The 19,789-nt window shown below is 73.6% G+C and carries 18 protein-coding genes and 1 pseudogene; 11 read left to right on the top strand and 8 right to left on the bottom strand.

What is annotated here, in order from left to right; genetic code table 11:
- Positions 1 to 58: 58 nt before the first annotated feature.
- The 3 genes from IH50_RS0130630 to IH50_RS0130620 are packed head-to-tail and all read right to left on the bottom strand — an operon-like array spanning position 59 to position 1,816.
- Positions 59 to 820 carry a metallophosphoesterase family protein gene (locus tag IH50_RS0130630; protein ID WP_030869519.1) on the bottom strand — a complete coding sequence of 254 codons (762 nt, stop codon included), beginning with the start codon at positions 818 to 820 and terminating at the stop codon, positions 59 to 61.
- Positions 817 to 1,104 (bottom strand): BON domain-containing protein, encoded by a 288-nt coding sequence (locus tag IH50_RS0130625; protein ID WP_030869516.1) that lies wholly within the window; start codon positions 1,102 to 1,104, stop codon positions 817 to 819. Before IH50_RS0130625 ends, IH50_RS0130630 begins: the two co-directional genes overlap by 4 nt.
- Before the next feature lie 22 nt (positions 1,105 to 1,126).
- A complete protein-coding gene (locus tag IH50_RS0130620; protein ID WP_030869513.1) occupies positions 1,127 to 1,816 on the bottom strand; it encodes a nucleotidyltransferase family protein in 690 nt (229 codons plus the stop codon).
- Between the two features lie 187 nt (positions 1,817 to 2,003).
- Here IH50_RS0130620 and IH50_RS43620 point away from each other — a divergent pair, with 187 nt between their 5' ends.
- The 7 genes from IH50_RS43620 (at position 2,004) to IH50_RS0130585 (ending at position 11,968) form a co-directional block, all read left to right on the top strand.
- Positions 2,004 to 2,732 carry a hypothetical protein gene (locus tag IH50_RS43620; protein ID WP_420709145.1) on the top strand — a complete coding sequence of 243 codons (729 nt, stop codon included), beginning with the start codon at positions 2,004 to 2,006 and terminating at the stop codon, positions 2,730 to 2,732.
- 24 nt (positions 2,733 to 2,756) lie between these two features.
- Positions 2,757 to 7,094, top strand: coding sequence for a cation-translocating P-type ATPase (locus IH50_RS0130610; RefSeq protein WP_030869508.1), 4,338 nt, complete (start codon positions 2,757 to 2,759; stop codon positions 7,092 to 7,094).
- A 324-nt stretch (positions 7,095 to 7,418) separates the two neighbouring features.
- Entirely contained in the window at positions 7,419 to 8,492 is a 1,074-nt protein-coding gene (locus tag IH50_RS0130605; RefSeq protein WP_030869506.1) for a zinc-binding dehydrogenase, read from the top strand.
- A 106-nt stretch (positions 8,493 to 8,598) separates the two neighbouring features.
- Positions 8,599 to 9,201: a hypothetical protein gene (locus IH50_RS0130600; protein ID WP_030869504.1), complete on the top strand. Its 603-nt coding sequence runs from the start codon at positions 8,599 to 8,601 to the stop codon at positions 9,199 to 9,201.
- A gap of 115 nt (positions 9,202 to 9,316) precedes the next feature.
- The gene (locus IH50_RS0130595) at positions 9,317 to 11,047 is read left to right on the top strand and encodes a SulP family inorganic anion transporter (RefSeq protein ID WP_030869502.1); all 1,731 of its coding nucleotides are present in this window, start codon (positions 9,317 to 9,319) and stop codon (positions 11,045 to 11,047) included.
- Positions 11,044 to 11,469 carry an ATP-binding protein gene (locus IH50_RS0130590; RefSeq protein ID WP_030869500.1) on the top strand — a complete coding sequence of 142 codons (426 nt, stop codon included), beginning with the start codon at positions 11,044 to 11,046 and terminating at the stop codon, positions 11,467 to 11,469. The genes IH50_RS0130595 and IH50_RS0130590 overlap by 4 nt, the downstream gene beginning before the upstream one ends.
- Positions 11,470 to 11,617: 148 nt before the next feature.
- Positions 11,618 to 11,968 carry an ArsR/SmtB family transcription factor gene (locus IH50_RS0130585; RefSeq protein ID WP_030869497.1) on the top strand — a complete coding sequence of 117 codons (351 nt, stop codon included), beginning with the start codon at positions 11,618 to 11,620 and terminating at the stop codon, positions 11,966 to 11,968.
- 76 nt (positions 11,969 to 12,044) lie between these two features.
- On the opposite strand, the gene IH50_RS0130580 is transcribed toward IH50_RS0130585, so the two are convergent.
- Together IH50_RS0130580 and IH50_RS0130575 are read right to left on the bottom strand one after the other, a co-directional pair.
- A complete protein-coding gene (locus IH50_RS0130580) occupies positions 12,045 to 12,494 on the bottom strand; it encodes an SRPBCC family protein (RefSeq protein WP_030869494.1) in 450 nt (149 codons plus the stop codon).
- A gap of 98 nt (positions 12,495 to 12,592) precedes the next feature.
- Positions 12,593 to 13,270 carry a class I SAM-dependent methyltransferase gene (locus tag IH50_RS0130575; protein WP_037873167.1) on the bottom strand — a complete coding sequence of 226 codons (678 nt, stop codon included), beginning with the start codon at positions 13,268 to 13,270 and terminating at the stop codon, positions 12,593 to 12,595.
- A gap of 85 nt (positions 13,271 to 13,355) precedes the next feature.
- Between IH50_RS0130575 and IH50_RS0130570 the strand changes: the two genes are divergently transcribed.
- Positions 13,356 to 13,808, top strand: coding sequence for a flavodoxin family protein (locus tag IH50_RS0130570; RefSeq protein ID WP_030869489.1), 453 nt, complete (start codon positions 13,356 to 13,358; stop codon positions 13,806 to 13,808).
- 24 nt (positions 13,809 to 13,832) lie between these two features.
- Here the strand turns inward: IH50_RS0130570 and IH50_RS0130565 are convergent, their stop codons facing one another.
- Entirely contained in the window at positions 13,833 to 14,948 is a 1,116-nt protein-coding gene (locus tag IH50_RS0130565; RefSeq protein ID WP_030869486.1) for a YihY/virulence factor BrkB family protein, read from the bottom strand.
- A 104-nt stretch (positions 14,949 to 15,052) separates the two neighbouring features.
- On the opposite strand from IH50_RS0130565, the gene IH50_RS0130560 reads away from it, so the two are divergent.
- A complete protein-coding gene (locus tag IH50_RS0130560; protein ID WP_030869483.1) occupies positions 15,053 to 15,685 on the top strand; it encodes a GNAT family N-acetyltransferase in 633 nt (210 codons plus the stop codon).
- A 77-nt stretch (positions 15,686 to 15,762) separates the two neighbouring features.
- Here IH50_RS0130560 and IH50_RS0130555 read toward each other — a convergent pair whose 3' ends face one another.
- Positions 15,763 to 16,185, bottom strand: coding sequence for a hypothetical protein (locus tag IH50_RS0130555; protein ID WP_030869481.1), 423 nt, complete (start codon positions 16,183 to 16,185; stop codon positions 15,763 to 15,765).
- A pseudogene (locus tag IH50_RS41220) lies at positions 16,182 to 17,011 on the bottom strand (IS5 family transposase). Before IH50_RS41220 ends, IH50_RS0130555 begins: the two are co-directional and overlap by 4 nt.
- A gap of 707 nt (positions 17,012 to 17,718) precedes the next feature.
- Here IH50_RS41220 and IH50_RS0130540 point away from each other — a divergent pair.
- Both IH50_RS0130540 and IH50_RS43365 read left to right on the top strand, forming a co-directional pair.
- Positions 17,719 to 18,084 carry a hypothetical protein gene (locus IH50_RS0130540; protein WP_158801333.1) on the top strand — a complete coding sequence of 122 codons (366 nt, stop codon included), beginning with the start codon at positions 17,719 to 17,721 and terminating at the stop codon, positions 18,082 to 18,084.
- A 644-nt stretch (positions 18,085 to 18,728) separates the two neighbouring features.
- Positions 18,729 to 19,574, top strand: coding sequence for an EamA family transporter (locus tag IH50_RS43365; protein WP_078914146.1), 846 nt, complete (start codon positions 18,729 to 18,731; stop codon positions 19,572 to 19,574).
- The last annotated feature ends 215 nt before the right edge of the window (positions 19,575 to 19,789 follow it).

The following is a 19,789-nucleotide window of genomic DNA, read 5'->3' as shown; positions in this document are numbered from 1 at the left end:
ACCGGAGCGCAGAAAAGCGCCGCCGGTGCGGCCGGCGGCGCTGGGTCGGCGGGCGGGCTCAGGCGGTGGCCGCCCCCGTGCCGGCGCCCACACGGTCGCGGACCGGCAGGTGGTAGACGTGGAAGGCGCGGCCGATGACCGGCTGGGCGACGTTGCGCACCTTCACGCCCCCCGTCGTCATGCCGTGCTCGCTGCCGGCGTGCGCGTGCCCGTGCACGGCGAGATCGGCGCCGGCCGTGTCGATCGCCTCGGCCAGCAGATAGCTGCCCAGGAACGGATAGATCTCCAGCGGCTCCCCGGCCAGGGTCTCCGGCACGGGGGAGTAGTGGGTGAGGGCGATCCGGACGTCGCAGCCCTCCTCGTCCAGCTTCTCCAGCGAGGCCCGCAGGCCGTCGGCGCACCGGCGGGAGAGGCGCACGAACTCCTTCATCACCGGCTCGCCGAACTCCCCGGCGCTCGCCCCGACGAAACCGCCGCCGAACCCCTTGGTGCCGGCCACCCCGACGCGCGCGTCACCGGCCCGTACGACCGCCGACTCCCCTTCCAGGACATGGGCGCCGGCGTCCCGCAGGACGGCCGTGACCTCGTCCTGCCGGTCGTCGTGGTGGTCGTGGTTGCCGAGCACAGCGACCACGGGGACGCCCAGGTCCCGGATCTCGTCGGCCACCACGCGGGCCTCCTCGACGGTGCCGTGCCGGGTGAGGTCCCCGGCCAGCAGCAGGAGGTCGGCGCACTCGGGCAGGGTGTCGAACGCGGGACGGAGCGTGCCCCGGGTGTCGGGCCCCATGTGGATGTCGCCGACGGCGGCGATCCGGATCATGACAGTTCCTCCGCGTGGTCGGGGGACGAGGTCTCGCTGATCACGACGTCGCAGTGCACCTCGAGCCCGGCGAGCTCCTCCCGTACGGTGCTCAGGACGTCCTCGCGGCACCGGGCGGAGGGGACGGTCCCGGTGACCAGGACGTCCTTGCCGCGGACCTCGACCCGCACACCGAGTTCGCCGAGCTCGCCGGAGGCGAGACGGTCCTGGAGGTGGGCGACGCGGTATTCCGGGCTCGCCGCCGCCGGTGTGCCGCCTGCGGATCCGGCGTCGTGGGTGTTCATGAGTGTTCCCTTCCGCGGACGTTCAGATGACGTTCAGGCGTTCCAGGAGGAAGAAGAAGGCGGCCGGCATGGGCTCGTCCCCGCAGTCGCGCCGCACCCGCTCCCAGTCGACCTTCTCGCGCAGGGCACGGGCGATGGGCAGGACGGCCCCGAAGTCGCAGTGGTGCTCCGAGAAGGCGGCCAGCAGGCCGGTCAGCAGATCGGTGGGCGCCAGGACCGGCATGCGCACCGACTCCACCGGCAGTTCCGACGCCCGTCGGAGCATCTCGGTGGAGACGGGCCGGTGCGCCAGCTCGAAGATGATGTCGACGTCCTGGCCGAAGCAGGTGGCCTTGATCAGCCAGTCCTCGGGCGGGGTGTACACCGTCAGCCCGGCCTCGCGGAGCGTGGCCGCCACCGACTCGGCGTCCTCGGGCCGGACACAGAAGTCGACGTCGTGCTGGAGGTTCCCGCTGCCGCCGTGGGCGTGCACGGCGACACTGCCGGCCAGGGCGAACAGGTGCCCGCCCCGCTTGAGCACCGCGCCGACCCGCTTGGCCGCCTCCAGGATCGCCTGATTGCGGTCGCGGGGCAGCTCGGGGTCGTCCTCCTGATCCCGTGCGCCGCCGCGCACGGTGTGCGCCGGCACCGGTCCCGGGGCGTCCGTGGCCAGACGGAGCTCCCGGGCCCCCGGGGGCCGGGCGAGCGCGGCGTCCTCGCCGTTCTCCGTCATGACCACTCCCTTCGCCGGCCGGACGGTCCGCACGTCCGCTGTGTGCCTGCACCTAGTACCCGGCGCGCCCGTTCCGACACGGGCGCGGGGAAAGGCGGCGTCCTCGCCGCCGAGGGCGTACAGGAAAGGCGCTTTGTCCGGTAACGGCCGAATATGGGGGAGAAGGCAGGGAAGGTGAGGAGTGCCCGTGAGGGACTCGCCCGTGGAGGCCGACATGGAGCAGGACACGTCCCGTCCGTCCGATCTTCCGCAGCCCCTGCGGGCCGTCGCCTCGGGCCTGCGGCATCTGCCGGGCGCGGAGCAGGTGGGGAGGGTGACCGGTGGCGCCCTGGACGCGATCGGCGCGGTCTCCCCGCGCGGACGCCGGATGGCCGTCTACGCCGGAGCCGGGGTGCTCGGCGTGGCCGGTGTCGTCGAATGGCCGGTGGCGCTGACCGGCGCGGCCGTCGCCTGGCTCACCCAGCCGCGCCCCGCCCGGCGTCCCGACGGCGAAGACCCCGCACGACGGCTCGACGACGCGCCGGACGCGGAGGCGCCGGCCGACGCGGACGGACGGCACGGAACACCGGCCGACCGCCCGCCCGCGGGCCCCGGCGACCGGCTCACCCCCTCCCGCGACCGCACCGGCCGCACGGAGCGCCCCGTGCGCGAGCAGCCCGCCAAGGTGGGCGACACCACCACCGCCTCGGCCCTCAAACAGGTCGCCGACGCCACCCGCCACCACGGCACGCACCCCGACCCCTCCCGCGACCGGGACGGCCGGGCGGAGTCCCCCGCGCGCGAACAGCCCGCCGAGGCGGGCGGCGGCGCCGGGCGGTCCGCCGGTGCCGCCCGGCACCACGGCACGCACCCCGGCCCCGGCCCGGACCGGGACAACGCCCCCGGGCGGTCGCGCGACGCCCGCCACACCGGCTGAGCCACGACCAACGGGACCCCGCAGATGCTCACACGCTTCGACGTCGCCCCCCTCGCCGGGGCCGTGGCGGGAGTCGCCGCAGGCGCCGCCCGCGGCACCGCACAGGGCATGACGTCCTTCCACGGCACGACGCGCCGCCTCGGCCACGTCGCCCGCAACGCCCTCGGCGGCGGCCGGCACTGGCGGGCCGGACACCGCGTCCACCTGGCCCTGCGCCACCCGGACGGCGCCGCCGCCCCGCTCGCCCGCAAGGTCGCCGCCGAACTGCTCGATCACCCCGACGTGCTGACGGCGTACTGGGACGAGGGACTGTCCCGGCTCGTGGTGACCGCCGTGACGGACGCGGCCGGCGACCGCGTGACCGAGCGTGCCGTCGCGCTCGCCGCCCGCCTCGGACTGACCGAGGACGCCGGCCCCGAGGAGGAGGACGAGGACGGCCCGGCCCACCCCGGCGACCCCCGCGAGGTGCGGGTCGCCGCCACCGCGCTGCTGCTGGACGCCGCCGGCGCGGCCGGCGCCCTGGCCGGCCGGTCGCTGGGCCTGCCCCGCAGCCCCAAGGCGGTCACCGCCGCCGTCACCCTGCTGCGCGAGAACCCCCGCTTCCGCGCCCTGCTGCGGCAGCGGTTCGGCCGTGGCGGCATGGAACTCCTCCTCGCCGCCGCCAACGCCGCCGCGCACGGCGCCGGACAGTCCCCGGCGTCCCTGGTGCTCGACGCACTGGTGCGCACCGGCCAGCTGACCGAGGCGGCCGCCCGGGTCGCCGCCTTCGAGGCCCTGCACGACGACGTCTGCCTCGAACGGCGCACCAGCATCCCCGGCCCCGCCGGCATCCGCCCGCCCCTGCGGGTGACGCCGGCCCAGGCGTACGCGGCCCACGCCGGCACCGGCAGCGTCGCGGGCGCCGCCGCCACCCTCCTCGTCACCCACGACACCCGGGAGGCGGCCGAAGCCGTCCTCGCCGGTTCCCCCAAGGCGGCGCGCTACGGCCCCGCCGCCTTCGGCGCGGTCCTCGGCACCCACCTCGCCCGGTCCGGCGTCCTGGTCCGCAGCGCCGAGCGGCTGCGGCAACTGGAGATCGCCGACTCCCTGGTCCTGCACGCCGACGCCCTGCGCGGCCGGACGCGGCACGCCGGCGGAGAGCCCGCGCTGTTCGAGGACCCCGTCGACCCCTGCGCCGAGGCCGTCCTCGACGCGGCCCGCCGGGCCGGACTGCACGTCGTGGTCACCGGCGGCTCCGACCTGAAGGACATCACCCGCCTCGCCGACGAGGCCGCCCCCGCCGATCTGCGGTTCGGCGACGTCGTACGGGCGCTGCAGAACGACGGGCACATCGTGGTGAGCGTCGCCCGCGTGGCCGCGCACGGCGACGACGACGTGGCGGACGGACTGCCCGCGGGCGATGTGGCGATCGCCCTCACGGACGCGCGCTCGGCACTCGCCTGGGGCGCCGACGCGCTCGCCCCGAACGGACTGGCCGACGTCTGGCGCCTGCTGACGGCCGTCCCGGCGGCCCGCCGGGTCGGCCGCCGCTCGCAGACCCTGGCCCGGGCCGGCGCCGCCCTGTCCGGGCTGATGGTGGCCCGCGGCGGCACACCCGGCGGCCGGCTGTGGCAGCGGCTCACCCGGCACGCCCCCGTGAACATCGCGGCGGCGGGCGCCCTGCTCACCGGCTGGACGGAAGGCCTGCGCGTGGCCCGCGCCACGCCGCCCGAACCCCGGCTGCACGTGCCCTGGCACGCCCTGGAACCGCACGAGGCGTACGAGCTGCTGCGCGGCACCCGCACCGACGCCGGACCCACCGAGCCCACCGGACTCGCCCTGCTCGCCGAACGCTCCCGGCGGCGGGCCGCACGGCTCACCCGCACGCCCGCGGCCGCCCCCGCCCGCTGGACCTGGCAGGCGGCCGGCGCCGTCCGCCGCGAGCTCGACGACCCGCTCACCCCCGTCCTGGCCACCGGGGCGGTCGCCTCCGCGCTGCTCGGCTCGCTCGTCGACGCGCTGCTCGTCGTCGGCGCCATGGACATCAACGCGGTCGCCGGCGGCCTCCAGCGGCTGCGCGCCGAACGGGCGCTCGCCCGGCTCGCCGCCCACCAGCGGCCCAAGGCCCGCCGGCAGGACACCTCCCGGCGCACGGTCACCGTCGACGCCGCCCGGCTGCGGCCGGGGGACCGGATCAGCCTCGGCGCCGGCGACGTCGTACCGGCGGACGCACGGCTGCTGGAGACGGACGGCCTTGAGGTCGACGAGTCGTCCCTCACCGGCGAGTCGCTGCCCGTGGCCAAGGCCGTGGAGGCGACCCCCGGCGCCCCGGTCGCCCGGCGGACCTGCATGGTCTTCGAGGGCACCACCGTCGTGGCCGGCCGCGCCGACGCGCTCGTCGTGGACACCGGGGACCGCACCGAGGCGGGCCGCGCCGTCGCCCTGGCCGCCCGCGTCCCGCCGCCCGCCGGGGTCCAGGCCCGCCTGCAGGAACTGACCCGCAAGGCCCTCCCGGTGACCCTCACCGGCGGCGCGCTGGTCACCGGCCTGTCCCTGCTGCGCGGCAGCCCCCTGCGGCGTGCCGTCAGCGGCGGCGTCGCCGTGGCCGTCGCCGCCGTCCCCGAAGGGCTGCCGCTGGTCGCGACCGTCGCCCAGATGGCCGCCGCCCGCCGGCTCTCCCGGCGGGGCGTGCTGGTCCGCACCCCGCGCACCCTGGAGGCGCTCGGCCGGGTCGACACCGTCTGCTTCGACAAGACCGGCACCCTCACCGAGAACCGGCTCCGCCTGGTCCGGGTGGCCACCGCCGACGGCACCGTCCTCGCCCCGGACGCCGATGACGCCGTACCGGTCGTACGGCTCGCCGCGCGCGCCTGCCCGCAGGAGGAGACCGGCGAGGGGCGCCGGGTCGCCCACGCCACCGACGAGGCCGTCCTCGACGTCGCCCCGCCCGACACCGGCTGGACCGCCGACGGCGAACTGGCCTTCGAGGCCAGCCGCGGCTACGCGGCGGCCGTCGGCCGGGACGGCGAGGCCGCGCTCCTCGTCGTCAAGGGCGCCCCCGAGACGGTCCTCCCCGCCTGCCGGGACCTCCCCGAGGAGGCGGCCGGCACCGCCCACACCCTGGCGGGCCAGGGGCTGCGCGTCCTCGCCGTCGCCCGGCGCCCGTGCCGGGGAGCCGACGCGGACGCCGAACTCGACGCGGACCTCGCCGACCTGGAGTTCGCCGGACTGATCGCCTTCGCCGACGTACCGCGCGACACCTCGCGGGAGCTGCTCGCCGCACTGCGCCGGGCCGGCATCCTGCCCGTCATGCTCACCGGCGACCATCCGGAGACCGCCCGCGCCATCGCCCTGCAACTGGGCTGGCCCGAGGAGACGGAGGTGGTCACCGGGGACGACCTGGTCGCCATGGGCCGCTCGGAGCGGGTGCGCGCGCTGCACGGCGCCGGAGTCGTCGCCCGCGTCGCCCCCGAGCAGAAACTGCACGTCGTGGAGGCCCTGCAGCAGGCCGGCCGGGTGGTGGCGATGGCGGGCGACGGCGCCAACGACGCCGCCGCCATCCGCGCCGCCGACGTGGGTGTGGGCATCGAGGCCCGCGGCTCCGCCGCCGCCCGCAACGCCGCCGACCTGGTGCTCACCACCGGCGACCTGTCCGTCCTGGTGGACGCCGTCGGCGAGGGCCGCGCGCTGTGGCGCAGTGTCGCCGACGCGGTCAGCATCCTCATCGGCGGCAACGCGGGCGAGGTCGGCTTCAGTGTGCTGGGCACCCTGCTCGCCGGCTCCTCCCCGCTGTCGACCCGTCAGCTCCTCCTGGTCAACCTGCTCACCGACATGTTCCCCGCCATGGCGGTGGCGGTGACCCCGAGCGACGACCCGTCGACGGCGGCGCACGCCGCGACCGGCCCGATGGGCCTCGACGTCCTCGGCGCGCCCCTGCTGCGCTCCATCCGGCGCCGGGGCGTCACCACCTGCCTCGGCGCGGTCACCGCCTATCTGATCGGCCGCCTCACCCCCGGCACCGAACGCCGCTCCACCACGATGGCCCTGTGCGGGGTGGTCGGCGCCCAGCTGGTGCAGACCCTCTCCGGGCGCCGCCACAGCCCCCTGGTGTGGGTGACGGCCCTGGGCTCCGCCGCCGTGCTCGCCGCCCTCGTCCAGACCCCGGGTGTCAGCCACTTCTTCGGCTGCGCCCCGCTCGGCCCCGTCGCCTGGGCGGGCGTCGCCCTGGCCATCACCCTGTCGGCCCTCGCCCCCCGCCTGGAACGCCTCGAAGCGGTACGCCACCTGTACGACCTCGTCTCCCGCCTCGCCCCACTCCTGGGCGACTCCGCGAGGCGAACCCGCCACCTCCTGACCGACGGCATCGCCCGCCCGGTGGCCTGACCCCCTGGGACGTGAAAAGGGGGATCAGCCCAAAGGGGCGCGGGGAACTGCGCAAAGGGGGTCTGGGGGCGAAGCCCCCAGGAACGGGAAGGGAAGGGGCGGCGGGGGCGAAAAAAGACCCGCCCACCCCGACGGCGCGCGAGGCGGAACGACAAGGGGGCGCCGCCCGCCCGACGGAGAACCGCCCCGAGCGAATCCGCCGCCCCGCGCCCAGACTGGAAGTGCGGGGCGCCCCGCCGCACCCACCCGGCACCCCGCCGACGCACGGGCCACCGCACCCGGCGCCGAAACCCGCCGCAGCAGCGAGAAGGGGTGAGGATCGGCATGAAGGGCTACGTCTTCCACGGCCCCGGGCAGTCCGCCTGGGAGGAGGTCCCCGACCCGGCCGTCAAGGAACCCGGCGACGCCATCGTGCGCGTCGACGCCGTCACCATCTGCGGCACGGACCTGCACATCCTCAAGGGCGATGTGCCCGAGGTCCGTCCGGGCACCGTCCTCGGCCACGAGGCGGTCGGCGAGATCGTCGAGACCGGCGGCGACGTCCGCACCGTACGTCCCGGGGACCGCGTCCTGGTCTCCTGCGTCTCCGCCTGCGGGCGCTGCGCCTACTGCCGCGAGAGCGTGTACGGCCAGTGCCGGGGCGGCGGGGGCTGGGTCCTCGGACACTTGATCGACGGCACCCAGGCCGAGTACGTACGGGTCCCGTACGCGGATCTCTCGGTGTACCCGCTGCCCGGCGCCGTCGACAACGAGGACGCCGTGCTGCTGGCCGACATCTTCCCCACCGCCTACGAGGTGGGCGTGCTCAACGGGCGGGTCCGTCCCGGCGACACCGTCGTCGTGGTCGGCGCCGGACCCGTCGGACTCGCCGCGATCGCCACCGCCCGGCTGTTCGGTCCCGAACGCGTCGTCGCCGTGGATGTGGCCGCCTCCCGGCTCCAGGCCGCGAAGGAGTTCGGCGCCGATGTCGTCGCCGACGCGGGCGAGGGCCCCGAGCAGCTCGTCGCGGATCTCACCGGCGAGCTCGGCGCGGACGTGGTCATCGAGGCGGTGGGCGTCCCCGAGACCTTCGAGCTGTGCGCCCGTATGGTGCGGCCCGGCGGACACCTGGCCAACGTCGGCGTGCACGGCGCGCCCGCCACACTCCACCTCGAGGACCTGTGGATCAAGAACATCACCATCACCACCGGACTCGTCGACACCCGCTCCACCCCCACCCTGCTGCGGATGGCGGCCGCCGGCCGGCTGCCCACCCGCCGGCTGGTCACCCACACGTTCCCGCTCGACCACATGCAGGAGGCCTACGACGTCTTCGGCAACGCCGCCGAGACCGGGGCGCTCAAGGTCGTCCTCGGCGTTCCGCGGCACGAGGTGGTGCCCGTGCACCCGACGGTCTGACGGACGGACCGGAGGACCGGGCCGTCCGGCCCGTGCGGAAGCGGGGCGGCCGGGTCCACCCTGGAGTGAGGCGCCGTTCGTCACCCACGCGAGGAGGTGACCTCCGATGGCGAGGACGCAGGGTGCGAGGCCGCGAAGGGTGCGGCTGTGGCGGTGGCGGAGGAATCCGCTGCGCCGCCGCAGCGATCTGGCCGAGGCCTGGCTGGGGCTCGCCGCGGTCGTCCTCGCCCTGCTGCTCGGGGCGCTCTGCGGCCTGACGGCGGCCGGGGCCGTGGACGGGTCGCTCGCCGAGCGCCGGGAGCGGGCCGTCCCCGTCCCCGCCGTACTGGCCGAGGACGCCGCCGGGCCGTCCGCGGCGGTGACGGAGAACGGGGGCGGGGACGGCGGCGTATGGGCCGAGGTGCGGTGGACCGCCCCCGACGGCACCGGCCGCACGGGCCGGGCCGAGGTCGACCCGGGGAGCCCGGCGGGCACCGGGGTCATCGTGTGGACGGATCCCGCGGGCCGGCTGGTCCCCGCACCGCCCGAGGGCGCGGAGGCGCGGTTCCAGACCGTCATGGCCGGGATCACGGTCGCCGTCGCCGCCGGGGGAGCGGTCCTGTTCGGCGGATGGCTCGTCCGCGCCCGGCTGCGACTGCGGCGCCTGGACGCCTGGGAGACCGAGTGGCGCCGGGTCGAACCGTCGTGGCGCAGGCGCATGACGGGCTGAGGACGGAGCGACTCAGCGGCCGGACCCCCATTGACCTGCGGAATTGCAAAATTTAGCAATTGGCTACATGCTGTATCCGTCATACAGTCGCATCCGAAGCCGAGGGTTCGTATCCGTGTCCGTACCGCTGCCGCAGGCCGGAATCCGGTCCCGGATCACCTCGCTGCTGCCCACCCGCGCCGACGCGGACCAGGTGCGGCGCCATCCCCGCCGGGACCTGCTCGCCGGCCTGACCGTCGCGGTCGTCGCGCTGCCGCTCGCGCTCGGTTTCGGTGTCTCCTCCGGGCTCGGCGCCGAGGCGGGGCTGGCCACCGCCGTGGTCGCCGGGGCCCTGGCGGCCGTGTTCGGCGGCTCCAACCTGCAGGTGAGCGGGCCGACCGGGGCGATGACCGTGGTCCTGGTGCCCATCGTCGCCGACCACGGACCCGCGGGCGTGCTCACCGTCGGTCTGATGGCGGGCGTGATCCTGGTCGCGCTGGCGCTGCTGCGGGCCGGGGGAAGCATGCGGTACGTGCCCGCGCCGGTGGTGGAGGGCTTCACCCTCGGCATCGCGTGCGTGATCGGACTGCAGCAGATCCCGAACGCCCTCGGTGTGCCCGTGCCCGAGGGGGAGCGGGTCCTGGTGGTGGCCTGGCGGGCGGGCGGGGAATTCGTCCGCGACCCCGGCTGGACGGCCCCGGCCCTGGCGCTCGCCGTGGCGGCCGTGATGCTGCTCGGGGCGCGCTGGAAGCCGACCGTCCCCTTCTCCGTCCTGGCGGTGATCGCGGCCACCGTCGTGACGGAGGCGGCCGGCCTGGACGGGGTGCGTCCGATCGGCGACCTGCCCCCGGGCCTGCCCGCCCCCTCGCTCTCCTTCGTCGACACCGGCGCCCTGGGCGGCCTGCTCGCGCCCGCCCTGGCCGTGGCGGCGCTGGCCGCCCTGGAGTCGCTGCTGTCCGCCTCCGTCGCCGACGGCATGACCGTCGGACAGCGGCACGACCCCGACCGCGAACTGTTCGGCCAGGGCCTCGCCAACATCGCCGCCCCGCTGTTCGGCGGCGTCCCCGCGACCGGCGCCATCGCCCGCACCGCCGTCAACGTCCGCACCGGCGCGACCTCCCGGCTGGCCTCGCTCACGCACGCCGCCGTCCTCGCCGTGATCGTCTTCGCGGCCGCCCCGCTGGTGTCGCGGATCCCGCTCGCCGCCCTCGCCGGCGTACTGCTGGCCACCGCGGTCCGCATGGTCGAGGTCGGCTCGCTGCGCGCGATGGCCCGCGCCACCCGTTCCGACGCGCTGATCCTCGTCCTGACCGCCGTCGCCACGCTCGCGCTCGACCTCGTCCAGGCGGTGATCATCGGCCTGGTCGTCGCCGGCGTCCTCGCCCTGCGCGCCGTCGCCCGGCAGGCCCGGCTCGCCCCGCTGCCGCTCGACCGGGGCGACCACACGGACGAGGAGCACGAACTGCTGGCCGAGCACATCGTCGCCTACCGCCTCGACGGCCCCCTGTTCTTCGCCGCCGCCCACCGCTTCCTGCTGGAGCTGACCGAACTCGCCGACGTACGCGTGGTCGTCCTGCGCATGTCCCATGTGAGCGTGGTCGACGCCACCGGGGCCCTGGTCCTCAAGGACGCGGTGACGAAGCTGAGGCGGCGCGGCATCACCGTGATGGTGTCCGGCGTCCGCCCGGCGCACCGCCGGGCCCTCGACTCCGTGGGCGTTCTGGAACTGCTGCGGCACGAGGGCCGGGAGTACGCCACGACCCCCGAGGCGATCCGCGCCGCCCGCGACCATCTGGAACGCGACGGTGTCCTGCGGGCGGCGGACTCCCCGGTCACGGTGCCCGCGCCCGCCCGGGAGACGTCGTGACGACCTCCGTGCCGCACACCCTGCCGCACCGCCATGTGCTCACCCTGCCCACCGGGCCCGGCGCCGTGCGCCTCGCCCGCGAGACGGCCGAGCGGGCCCTGGCGGAGTGGGGCGTCGGCGAGCACCACCCGGTGGTGGGCCCGGCCCTGCTGATCCTGAGCGAACTGGTCGCCAACAGCGTCCGGCACGCGGCCGAGGTCTCCCCGCAGACGACGGTGGTCTACGCGGCGAGCGCCGACTGTCTGGTGTTCGCCGTGCACGACCGCCACCCCCACCGGCCGCGCCTGTCCGGGCCGGACGGCGCCGGGACGGGCGGCCTGGCCACGGTCGTCGAACTGACCCACGGGCTGGGCGGCACCGCCGTGGTCCGGGGCGACGACGACGGCCGGGGAAAGAGCGTCTGGATCACGCTCCCCCTGTGAGTCCGCCGCCCGCGACCACCCGGCGGCGGGGATGTACCGAGTTGCTAATGTCGGAAAGCGTCGAGGCGGACGCCGACGAACAGACGAGGCGATGGACCGAGGACCGGCCGCCCGGGCCGCGCTGCCGCGCCGGAAAGGGGACGGCACGATGACCACGCCGCTGTACCAGCTGAAGGCCGAGTTCTTCAAGACACTGGGCCATCCCGCCCGCATCCGCGTGCTGGAACTGCTCAGCGAGCGCGAGCACGCGGTCGGGGAGATGCTTCCCGAGGTGGGCATCGAGCCGGCCCACCTCTCGCAGCAGCTGGCGGTGCTGCGACGGGCGAACCTGGTGGTCGGCCGCAAGGAGGGCTCTACCGTGTACTACTCGCTGACCAGCCCGCACGTGGCGGAGCTGCTGCGGGTGGCGCGCACCATCCTGTCCGGCGTGCTCGCGGGGCAGGCCGAACTGCTCGCCGACCTCCAGGCCGCACAGGGCGGGCCGAAACCGCTGCCGTAGACGACGGTGGTCCCGGCCCGCGGGCCGGGACCACGAAGGCGTCGTACCCGGTGGGGGCGGCGCGCCCCCACCGGGGTCAGACCTCGCCGCGCCAGGCGCCCGTCTCCAGGCCGCGCCGCTCGATGAACTCCTTGAACCGCTTCAGGTCACCACCGACCTGCCGCTTGACGAAGCCGAGCTTGTCGCCCACGTTCTCGGCCATCCCCTGCGGGTCGAAGTCCATCTGCAGCATCACCTTGGTGGTGGTGTCCCGCACCCGGTGGAAGGTGACGACCCCGGCCTGCCGCGCCTCGCCGTCGACCGTGGTCCAGGCGACCCGCTCGTCCGGTATCTGCTCGGTGATCTCGGCGTCGAACTCCCGCTCCACACCCCCGACCTTGGTCACCCAGTGGGTCAGCGTGTCACCGCGCTGCTCGATGCGTTCGACCCCGCTCATGAACTCCGGGAAGCTCTCGAACTGGGTCCACTGGTTGTAGGCGGTGCGGACCGGGACGTCGACCTCGATCGATTCCTCTACCTGTGACATGCGTCGGCTACCTCGCTTTCCGATGGGGGAACGGAATGCGAGTACCTGATTCCGCGCCGGTCATTCCCGACGATCCGTCACACCGGCCGGCCGAGGGGTCACGCCTCCTCGCGGCGGCAGTGCAGGAAGAGCTGCGGTTCCGGCCGGGCGTCGGGATGGTCAGGGGCGAACATCACGCTCTCCTGCGACTCCACCGCCAGGCCCGCCCCGTGCACGAGGGCGACGACGTCCTCGGCCGCGAAACTGGTGACGCGCACGTCCTGTCCCATGAAGACGCCGTCGAACCCCTCGACGTCCAGCGGCACGGTGGCCAGCGCCAGCAGGCCGCCCGGCCGCAGCGCCCGCGCCAGCCGGCGCACGAGGTCCGACTGCTCCGCCCGGGTCATCTGCAGCAGCGCGAAGTACACGCAGACCGCGTCGAACGCACCGTCCTCGAGCGGCATCCGGCGGATGTCGGCACACCGGAACTCCGCCCCGGGCACCTGCCGGGAGGCGATCCCCACCATCACCGGGGACACGTCGACGCCCAGCACCCGGTGGCCGGCCCCGGCGAGCGCGGCGGCCGTGGGACGGCCCGTCCCGCTGCCCACGTCCAGCACCCGGCTGCCGGGCGCCAGCCCCTCGAGCAGCCGGTCCAGCGACGCCCGGTGCGCCGGTGAGGAGGCGAACGCCTTCTCGTACTCGCCGCCCAGCGCGTCGAACACCGCCGCCGCCGGTGACCCGTGATCCTCGTCGACCAAGACGCACCCCGTCCGTCGCGTACCGATGCGGGGCATCGTGCCACTCCCGCCCCGCCGCCACAACGGGACACCGGCCGTGGCGGCTTGCGGGCACGCGGACCGGCACGGCAGGGTCGGGGGCGTGCCGACTCTGCTGATCGTCCACCACACGCCCTCGCCGAACTGCCAGGCGATGTTCGAGGCCGTCCTCTCGGGCGCCACCACCGAGGAGATCGAGGGCGTCCGGGTGGTGCGGCGCGCGGCGCTCTCCGCCACCGCCGCCGACGTCCTGGACGCCGACGGCTACCTCCTCGGCACCCCGGCCAACCTCGGTTACATGTCAGGGGCGCTCAAGCACTTCTTCGACCAGGTCTACTACCCGTGCCTGGACACCACCCGGGGCCGGCCCTTCGGGTACTACGTGCACGGCGGGAACGACGTCACGGGCGCGGTGCGGGGCATCGAGTCGATCACGACGGGCCTCGGCTGGCGCCGTGCCGCCGACGGAGTGACCGTCACCGGCGAACCGGACCGGGCCGCCGTCGAGCGGTGCTGGGAGCTGGGCGCCACGGTCGCCGCGGGCCTGATGGACTGAGTCCCGCCGACGACCGTGGCGCCCTCAGGTCTCGTCCATGCGCCGTCGGTCCTGCTCGTCCCAGGCCCGGGTGTCGCGCGGCTGCGTGTACGGCTCCGCCTCCGGCGGATGGCCCCCGGCGATGGCCCGCTGCCGGGCGATCTCCGCGTCGAACTCCAGCCCCAGCAGAATGGCCAGGTTGGTGATCCACAGCCAGATCAGGAACACGATGACACCGGCCATCGTGCCGTACGTCTTGTTGTACGACCCGAAGTTGGCGACGTAGAGGGCGAACCCGGCGGAGGCGGCCAGCCAGATCACCAGCGCCAGGAAACTGCCCGGAGTGATCCACCGGAACCCCTTGACCTTGGCGTTCGGGGCCGCCCAGTACAGCAGCGCGATCATGGCGGTGACCAGGACGACCAGCACCGGCCACTTGGCGATCGACCACACGGTCAGCGCGGTGTCGCCCAGACCCAGCAGGTCGCCGGCCTGACGGGCCAGCCCGCCGGTGAACACCACGATCAGCGCGCTGATCACAGCCATCACCATCAGCGCGACCGTCACCCCGAGCCGTACCGGCAGCACCTTCCACACCGGACGCCCCTCGGGGATGTCGTAGACCGCGTTCGCCGCGCGCATGAACGCCGCCACGTAGCCCGACGCCGACCAGACGGCCAGCACCAGACCGATCACCGCCACGATCGAGCCGACGCCCGCGGTGCCCTGCAGCTGCCGCACCGCCTGGGTGATGATGTCGCGGGCCGCGCCGGGGGCGGTGAGCTGCTGGAGGTTCTCCAGCACCTTGTTCGTGGTGGACCTGCCGGTGAGGCCCAGGATCGAGACCAGGGCCAGCAGCGCCGGGAACAGCGCCAGCACGCCGTAGTAGGTCAGGGCGGCGGCCCGGTCGGTGAGCTCGTCGTCCTTGAACTCGCGCAGACTGCCTTTGAACGCCGCGCCCCACGCCCCCTTCGGCAGCTTGCCCGGCGTGTCCGGTGCTGCCCGCTCCACCTCGTCGCTGGGACCGGGCTCGTCCGTCACGTCGGTCCCGTGACCCGGACGGGGCTCGTCCGCCGCGTCGGTCCGGTGATCCGGACGGGGCTCGTCCGTCGCGCTCTCATGGGTCTGCCGGTCGTTCCGCCCCGGGATATGCAGCTTCATGCCCCTCGGGTAACCGGGGACCGGAGGGCTAAGCCAGGGATCCGCGCCCCGACCTGACCGGAAAGGGGTTGTGGGAGCGCTCCCAAGGTTGCAGGATGCCAGGCATGACCGAGTCCCCCAGGATCCGCCCGTACCGTCGCGAGGACCGGCAGGCCCTCGACGACATCTGCATCCGCACCGCGCACAACGGCCAGGACAGCCGCCCCCATTACACCGACCCCACCGTCTTCCCCGACACCTTCGCCGCGCCGTACGTCCATCTGGAGCCGGAGCTGGCGTTCGTGCTGGACGACGGCCGGGGCCGGGCGGTCGGCTACATCGTCGGTACCGCCGACACCGTCCGCTTCGCCAGGACCTTCCGGGCCGCGTGGCTGCCCCTGGTCGGCGACCGCCACCCCGAGCCGTCCGGGCCGCCGGCCACCCCGGACGAGGCCATCGCCTGGCTGCTGCACCACCCCGAACGGATGATCGTCCCGGAACTGGCCCCCTGGCCGGCCCACCTCCACATCGACCTGCTGCCCGACTGGCAGGGGCGCGGGTACGGCCGGCGGTTGATGCGGACCTTCCTGGAGGCCCTGCGGGACGGGGGAGTGCCGTCCGTCCACCTCGTCATGGCGACGGCCAACAAGCCCGCCCGGGCCTTCTACGACCGTATGGGCTTCGAGGAGATCGACGCGCCGATGGACGACTCGGTCGTCTGCCTCGGCCGTACGACGCACGATCTCGACGGGATCTGAGAGGGCGGTACGTGAGTTGATGTCCGTTTCGCTGTTTCGGGAGGGGTAGAGGCGCTGGCTGCGGTGTCGCCGGGCGGCTACGGCCGTGGCTGGGTGAACAAGCCCTGCTCGGTCTCGACCAGGATTCTGCGCTCGGCCAGCCGTTTGAGCTTCAGGCGGGTGTTGTTGATGTTGTTGGGTGCGATCTCCAGGTCCATCGCCTCGCACACCTGCCGCGCCCGCAGCGGCGCGTCGGCCGTGGCGAACACCGCCATGATCTGCTGGTAGGCCGGATGGTCCGGTAGTTCTGGGGCCGGCGGCGCAGGCGGCTGCGGATCGGGCAGCTCCAGCAGTGTCTTGCGGGTGATCCGGACCTCCTCGGCGGCCCGGCTGAGGTCGTCCAGCCGTGCGGTCAGCTGCGCGATCTGCTCTCTCGTCGCATCGGCCTGCGCGCTGATCTCCCCCTCCCGCTCCTCCAGCCGCACCAGCACCGCCCCGAGGGTCAGCTCTCCGCCGGTCATGCGGTGCGCCAACCCGCGGCGGTGGTTCCGGTCAGCCGGCGCAGTATCACCGCGGTCATCGCCCAGTACACCCGTGACTCCGAACTGCGCGGCAGGTGCTCGTAGTCGCGCACCAGCCTGCGGTGCAGCATCAAGATCCCGTAGGCGCGCTCCACGATCCACCGTTTGGGAATCGGCACGAACCCCCTCTGGGCAGGGTTGCGCTCGACGATCTCCACCTCGATGCCCACCTTCTGGCCGTGCGCGACGACGGCGTTCTTGAAGCCCTGGTCGACCAGGGCCTTCTGAACGGTGTCGGTGTCGGCGGCGACCTTGTCCAGCAGTGCGATGCCGGCGGCGTTGTCGTGCACGGACACGGCGAGCACCACGACCGCGATCACCAGGCCCAACACGTCAACGGCCAGGCCGCGCTTGCGGCCCGGTACTTTTTTGCCGCATCACGCCCCGTCGACTGTGCGGGCACCCCGGCCGCCGCGTGCACGCTCTGGGTGTCGAGCACCACCAGGCTCGGGTCCGCTTTCCGTCGGGCTTTCTCCCGCACCTGCCAGCGCAGCAGGTCATGGATGGTCCGGTCGGTGCCGTCGTCGCGCCACTTGGTGAAGTAGTACATCACCGCGCCACGTGGCGGCAGGTCGTGCGGAAGCAGGTCCCACTGGCATCCGGTGCGGCCCTGGTAGAGGAGCGCGTTGACGATCTCCCGCATCTCGTACCGGCCCTGATGGCCGCTGACCGAGCGGTGTGCGGCCTTCCAGGCGGCGATCACCGGTTCAACCAGCACCCACTGCTCGTCGGACAGGTCGGTCTTGTACGGCTTGCGCTCGCTCACGGTGTTCAGCCCAGCACGCCCGAGCACGCCCACCGGCTGAGATGCCGCAGTCCCACACGTTCAGGTGACGGCAAATCACCTAACAACTCGCATACCGCCCTCTGAGGAGGCGCTACCCCTCGTCTCGGCCTGAGGGAACGTCAAGAACGGATGCTCCGGACCCCGTCGACCCCTGAGCAACCCAGGGAGCCGTCGGAAAACAACTCACGAACGCCGAAGCGCCGTTCCACTCGATGACCTCGCGAGACAGCCCGCCTGACCAAGACCAAATCCTGAAGTTGTCCTGCGACAGCACTCAGGGCTTCGGCATGGTCAAGTCACGTCCACTTCGCGTTCAGGCGAAGTGGAGAAGTGTGAGGGGTCGGCGGGCGTCACGCGCATTGCGGCGACGGCCGGAGGCGATGTTCTCCGCGCCGTTCAGTCGCAGGGCGCCGACCGCGAGGTTGCGTCAGGTCGCCATAGCGCGGGGTGCGCTGTCGGTCCGCGCACGCGGTCAGGTCGAGGGCGACGGCCAGCGCGTGCCGCACTCCTCGCAGCCGGATCATCCGCTGTCAGCCCGAACGCCCAGCCCAGCCGCTCATCCCGTGCACGAGCGTCGTCCGCATCTGCACCTGTCTCTTCAGCCACGCAGGGGATCGTCCCCCGGCACTGTCGGCCGGCTCCGCCCGACGGTGCGCGGAGACACAGGCCACCGAGGCGCAAGGGACATGAGACAGGAACCGTCCGCTCGTGCTCCCTGCACCGCAAGTGGTCATGAAACGGACGGCAACTCCGGCCCCTACGTCAAGGGCCGATTCCCGGCACTCGCGCCGCCCCCGCCGATGACGACCCGGCCGGAGTTCGCCGCCGCGGTCCGCTCGGCCCCGCGCGACCTGCGGCGACCGCGGGCGTTGGAAGCGAACCCGCTCAGCCGCAGCCGACTCTTCGTCGACCACGGCATGCCCCTACGGGACGTGTTGTCCAACGCCATCGCCGGCCTTGTCACCAGGCGTGGCGGCGACAAGGCGCACCAGGCCGCCACCCTCGCGTTTCTGGAGGGGCACCGACCCAGGAGGCGACGGCGCGGCGGTTGAGCATGTCGTACAGCACCTATCGCCGGCATCTGGCGACCGCGACCTCGCGCATTGAGGAAAGGCCGTGGCAGCACGAGCAGACGGGTCTGCCGCTGCTCGCGCCCTGATGCGACGAGCACGGGGCACGGACGGCTGTCGGCCTCCGGTCGCAGCACCACCTTGCCCATGGTGGCCCGGGTCTCCGGCGCCAGGTGGGCCTTCGCGGCGTGGGAGAGGGGAAGGACTGCACGGCGGGACGGGACAGATCCTGAGCCGCCCGGGCGAGGGCGGTCTCCTCCAGCCGGCGGATGGCACCTGGCAGGGCGGAGAGGGGTGGTCCCACCACCATGTACGACGTGATGCCGTACGTCTCCGGCTCCGCCTCGGTGAACGTGGTGAAGTGTCCCTCGTCGGACGCCCAGCCGCAGTACAGGTACTTCCCCTCGCCGTGTCCCGACCATGGGAAGACAGCCCGCAGGGTTCGGATCGTGTCCTGGAGTCCGACACAGCGACACCGCACGATTTAGATCAAACTGAACGTTTCCGTTTAGAAGCTTTAGAGATTCCTTAGCTCTCGTCACGGGGACGCGGCTGGTATGGGCACACACACGGCACCAGAAGAGCAGCGCGAACCCACGGTGAGCACAGCACTTCCTCAGCGGGCCATGACCACCCGTGTTCCGGCCCCGCTCCTCGTGGTGGGCAGCGTCGTGAGCATCCAAGTCGGACAGGCATGCGGAAAGCATCTGTTCGGGGCCGTTGGTCCTTTGGGAGTCGTCTTCCTCAGGCTGGCTTTGACCGCAGTGGTGCTCGGTCTGGTGTGGCGGCCGGCTTTACCCAAGAGCTGGCGGGCTCGGGGGCTGATCGTGGCGCTGGGCACCGCGATCGCCGGTATGAACGTCATCTATTTGGCGCTAGAACGTCTTGACGTGGGGGTAGCCGTCACGCTGCAGTTCTTGGGACCACTGGCACTGGCACTGATCGGCTCGCGGCGCCTCATGGACTTCTTCTGGGCCGTCTTGGCGTGGATCGGGGTCTTCTTGTTCACGAACCCCGGTGGTGGGAGCGAGCTCACCGTGTCGGGGACGATCTTCGCGTTGGTGTCCGGTGCCTCCATGGCGATCTATGTGGTGCTGAACAAGAGGGCCGGTACGAGGACATCCGATGGCAGCTACCTGACGTATGCCGTCGCGTGGGCGGCTGTTCTCTCCTTGCCGACCGGTGTGTGGGAGGGCGGCGCGGAACTGCTCGAACCGTGGGTGCTGGCGGCGGGTCTGGGCGTGGCGCTGCTGTCGGCAGCGATTCCGTACACCCTGGACATGGCTGCCCTGCGGCGCCTGCCGCCGCGGACCGTAGCTGTACTGGAGAGTCTGGAGCCGGCTGTTGCGGGCCTGGCCGCAACGGTGGTGCTGGGTGAGATCCTCGCCGCAGTGCAGTGGGTGGCCATCGCGTGCGTGGTCGCTGCGTCGATCGGCGCTGTATGCACGCCCCAGAAGAAATCGAAGCGATAAGGCAGCGGGGCTCACCACAGGAACTGGGTTCGCCGAGGACCAGACGGTTGAGCTTCACCCACGTCCTGGTGGTCTTCGACCACTCGGTGAAACGCCGGTGAGCTGTCTTTCTCGGCGTCCCAACGACGCGGACGGCGCTGCTACCGTGCCTAACCCGACGTCACCGGCCCCGGCAAGTACCGCGTCGCGGACGCCGCGGGCGTGCCCCCGGGAGG

Origin of the sequence: Streptomyces sp. NRRL S-37 (assembly GCF_000721605.1) — a bacterium.
Taxonomy (GTDB): Bacteria; Actinomycetota; Actinomycetes; order Streptomycetales; family Streptomycetaceae; genus Streptomyces.
This window is presented reverse-complemented; position numbering and strand designations above follow the sequence as displayed.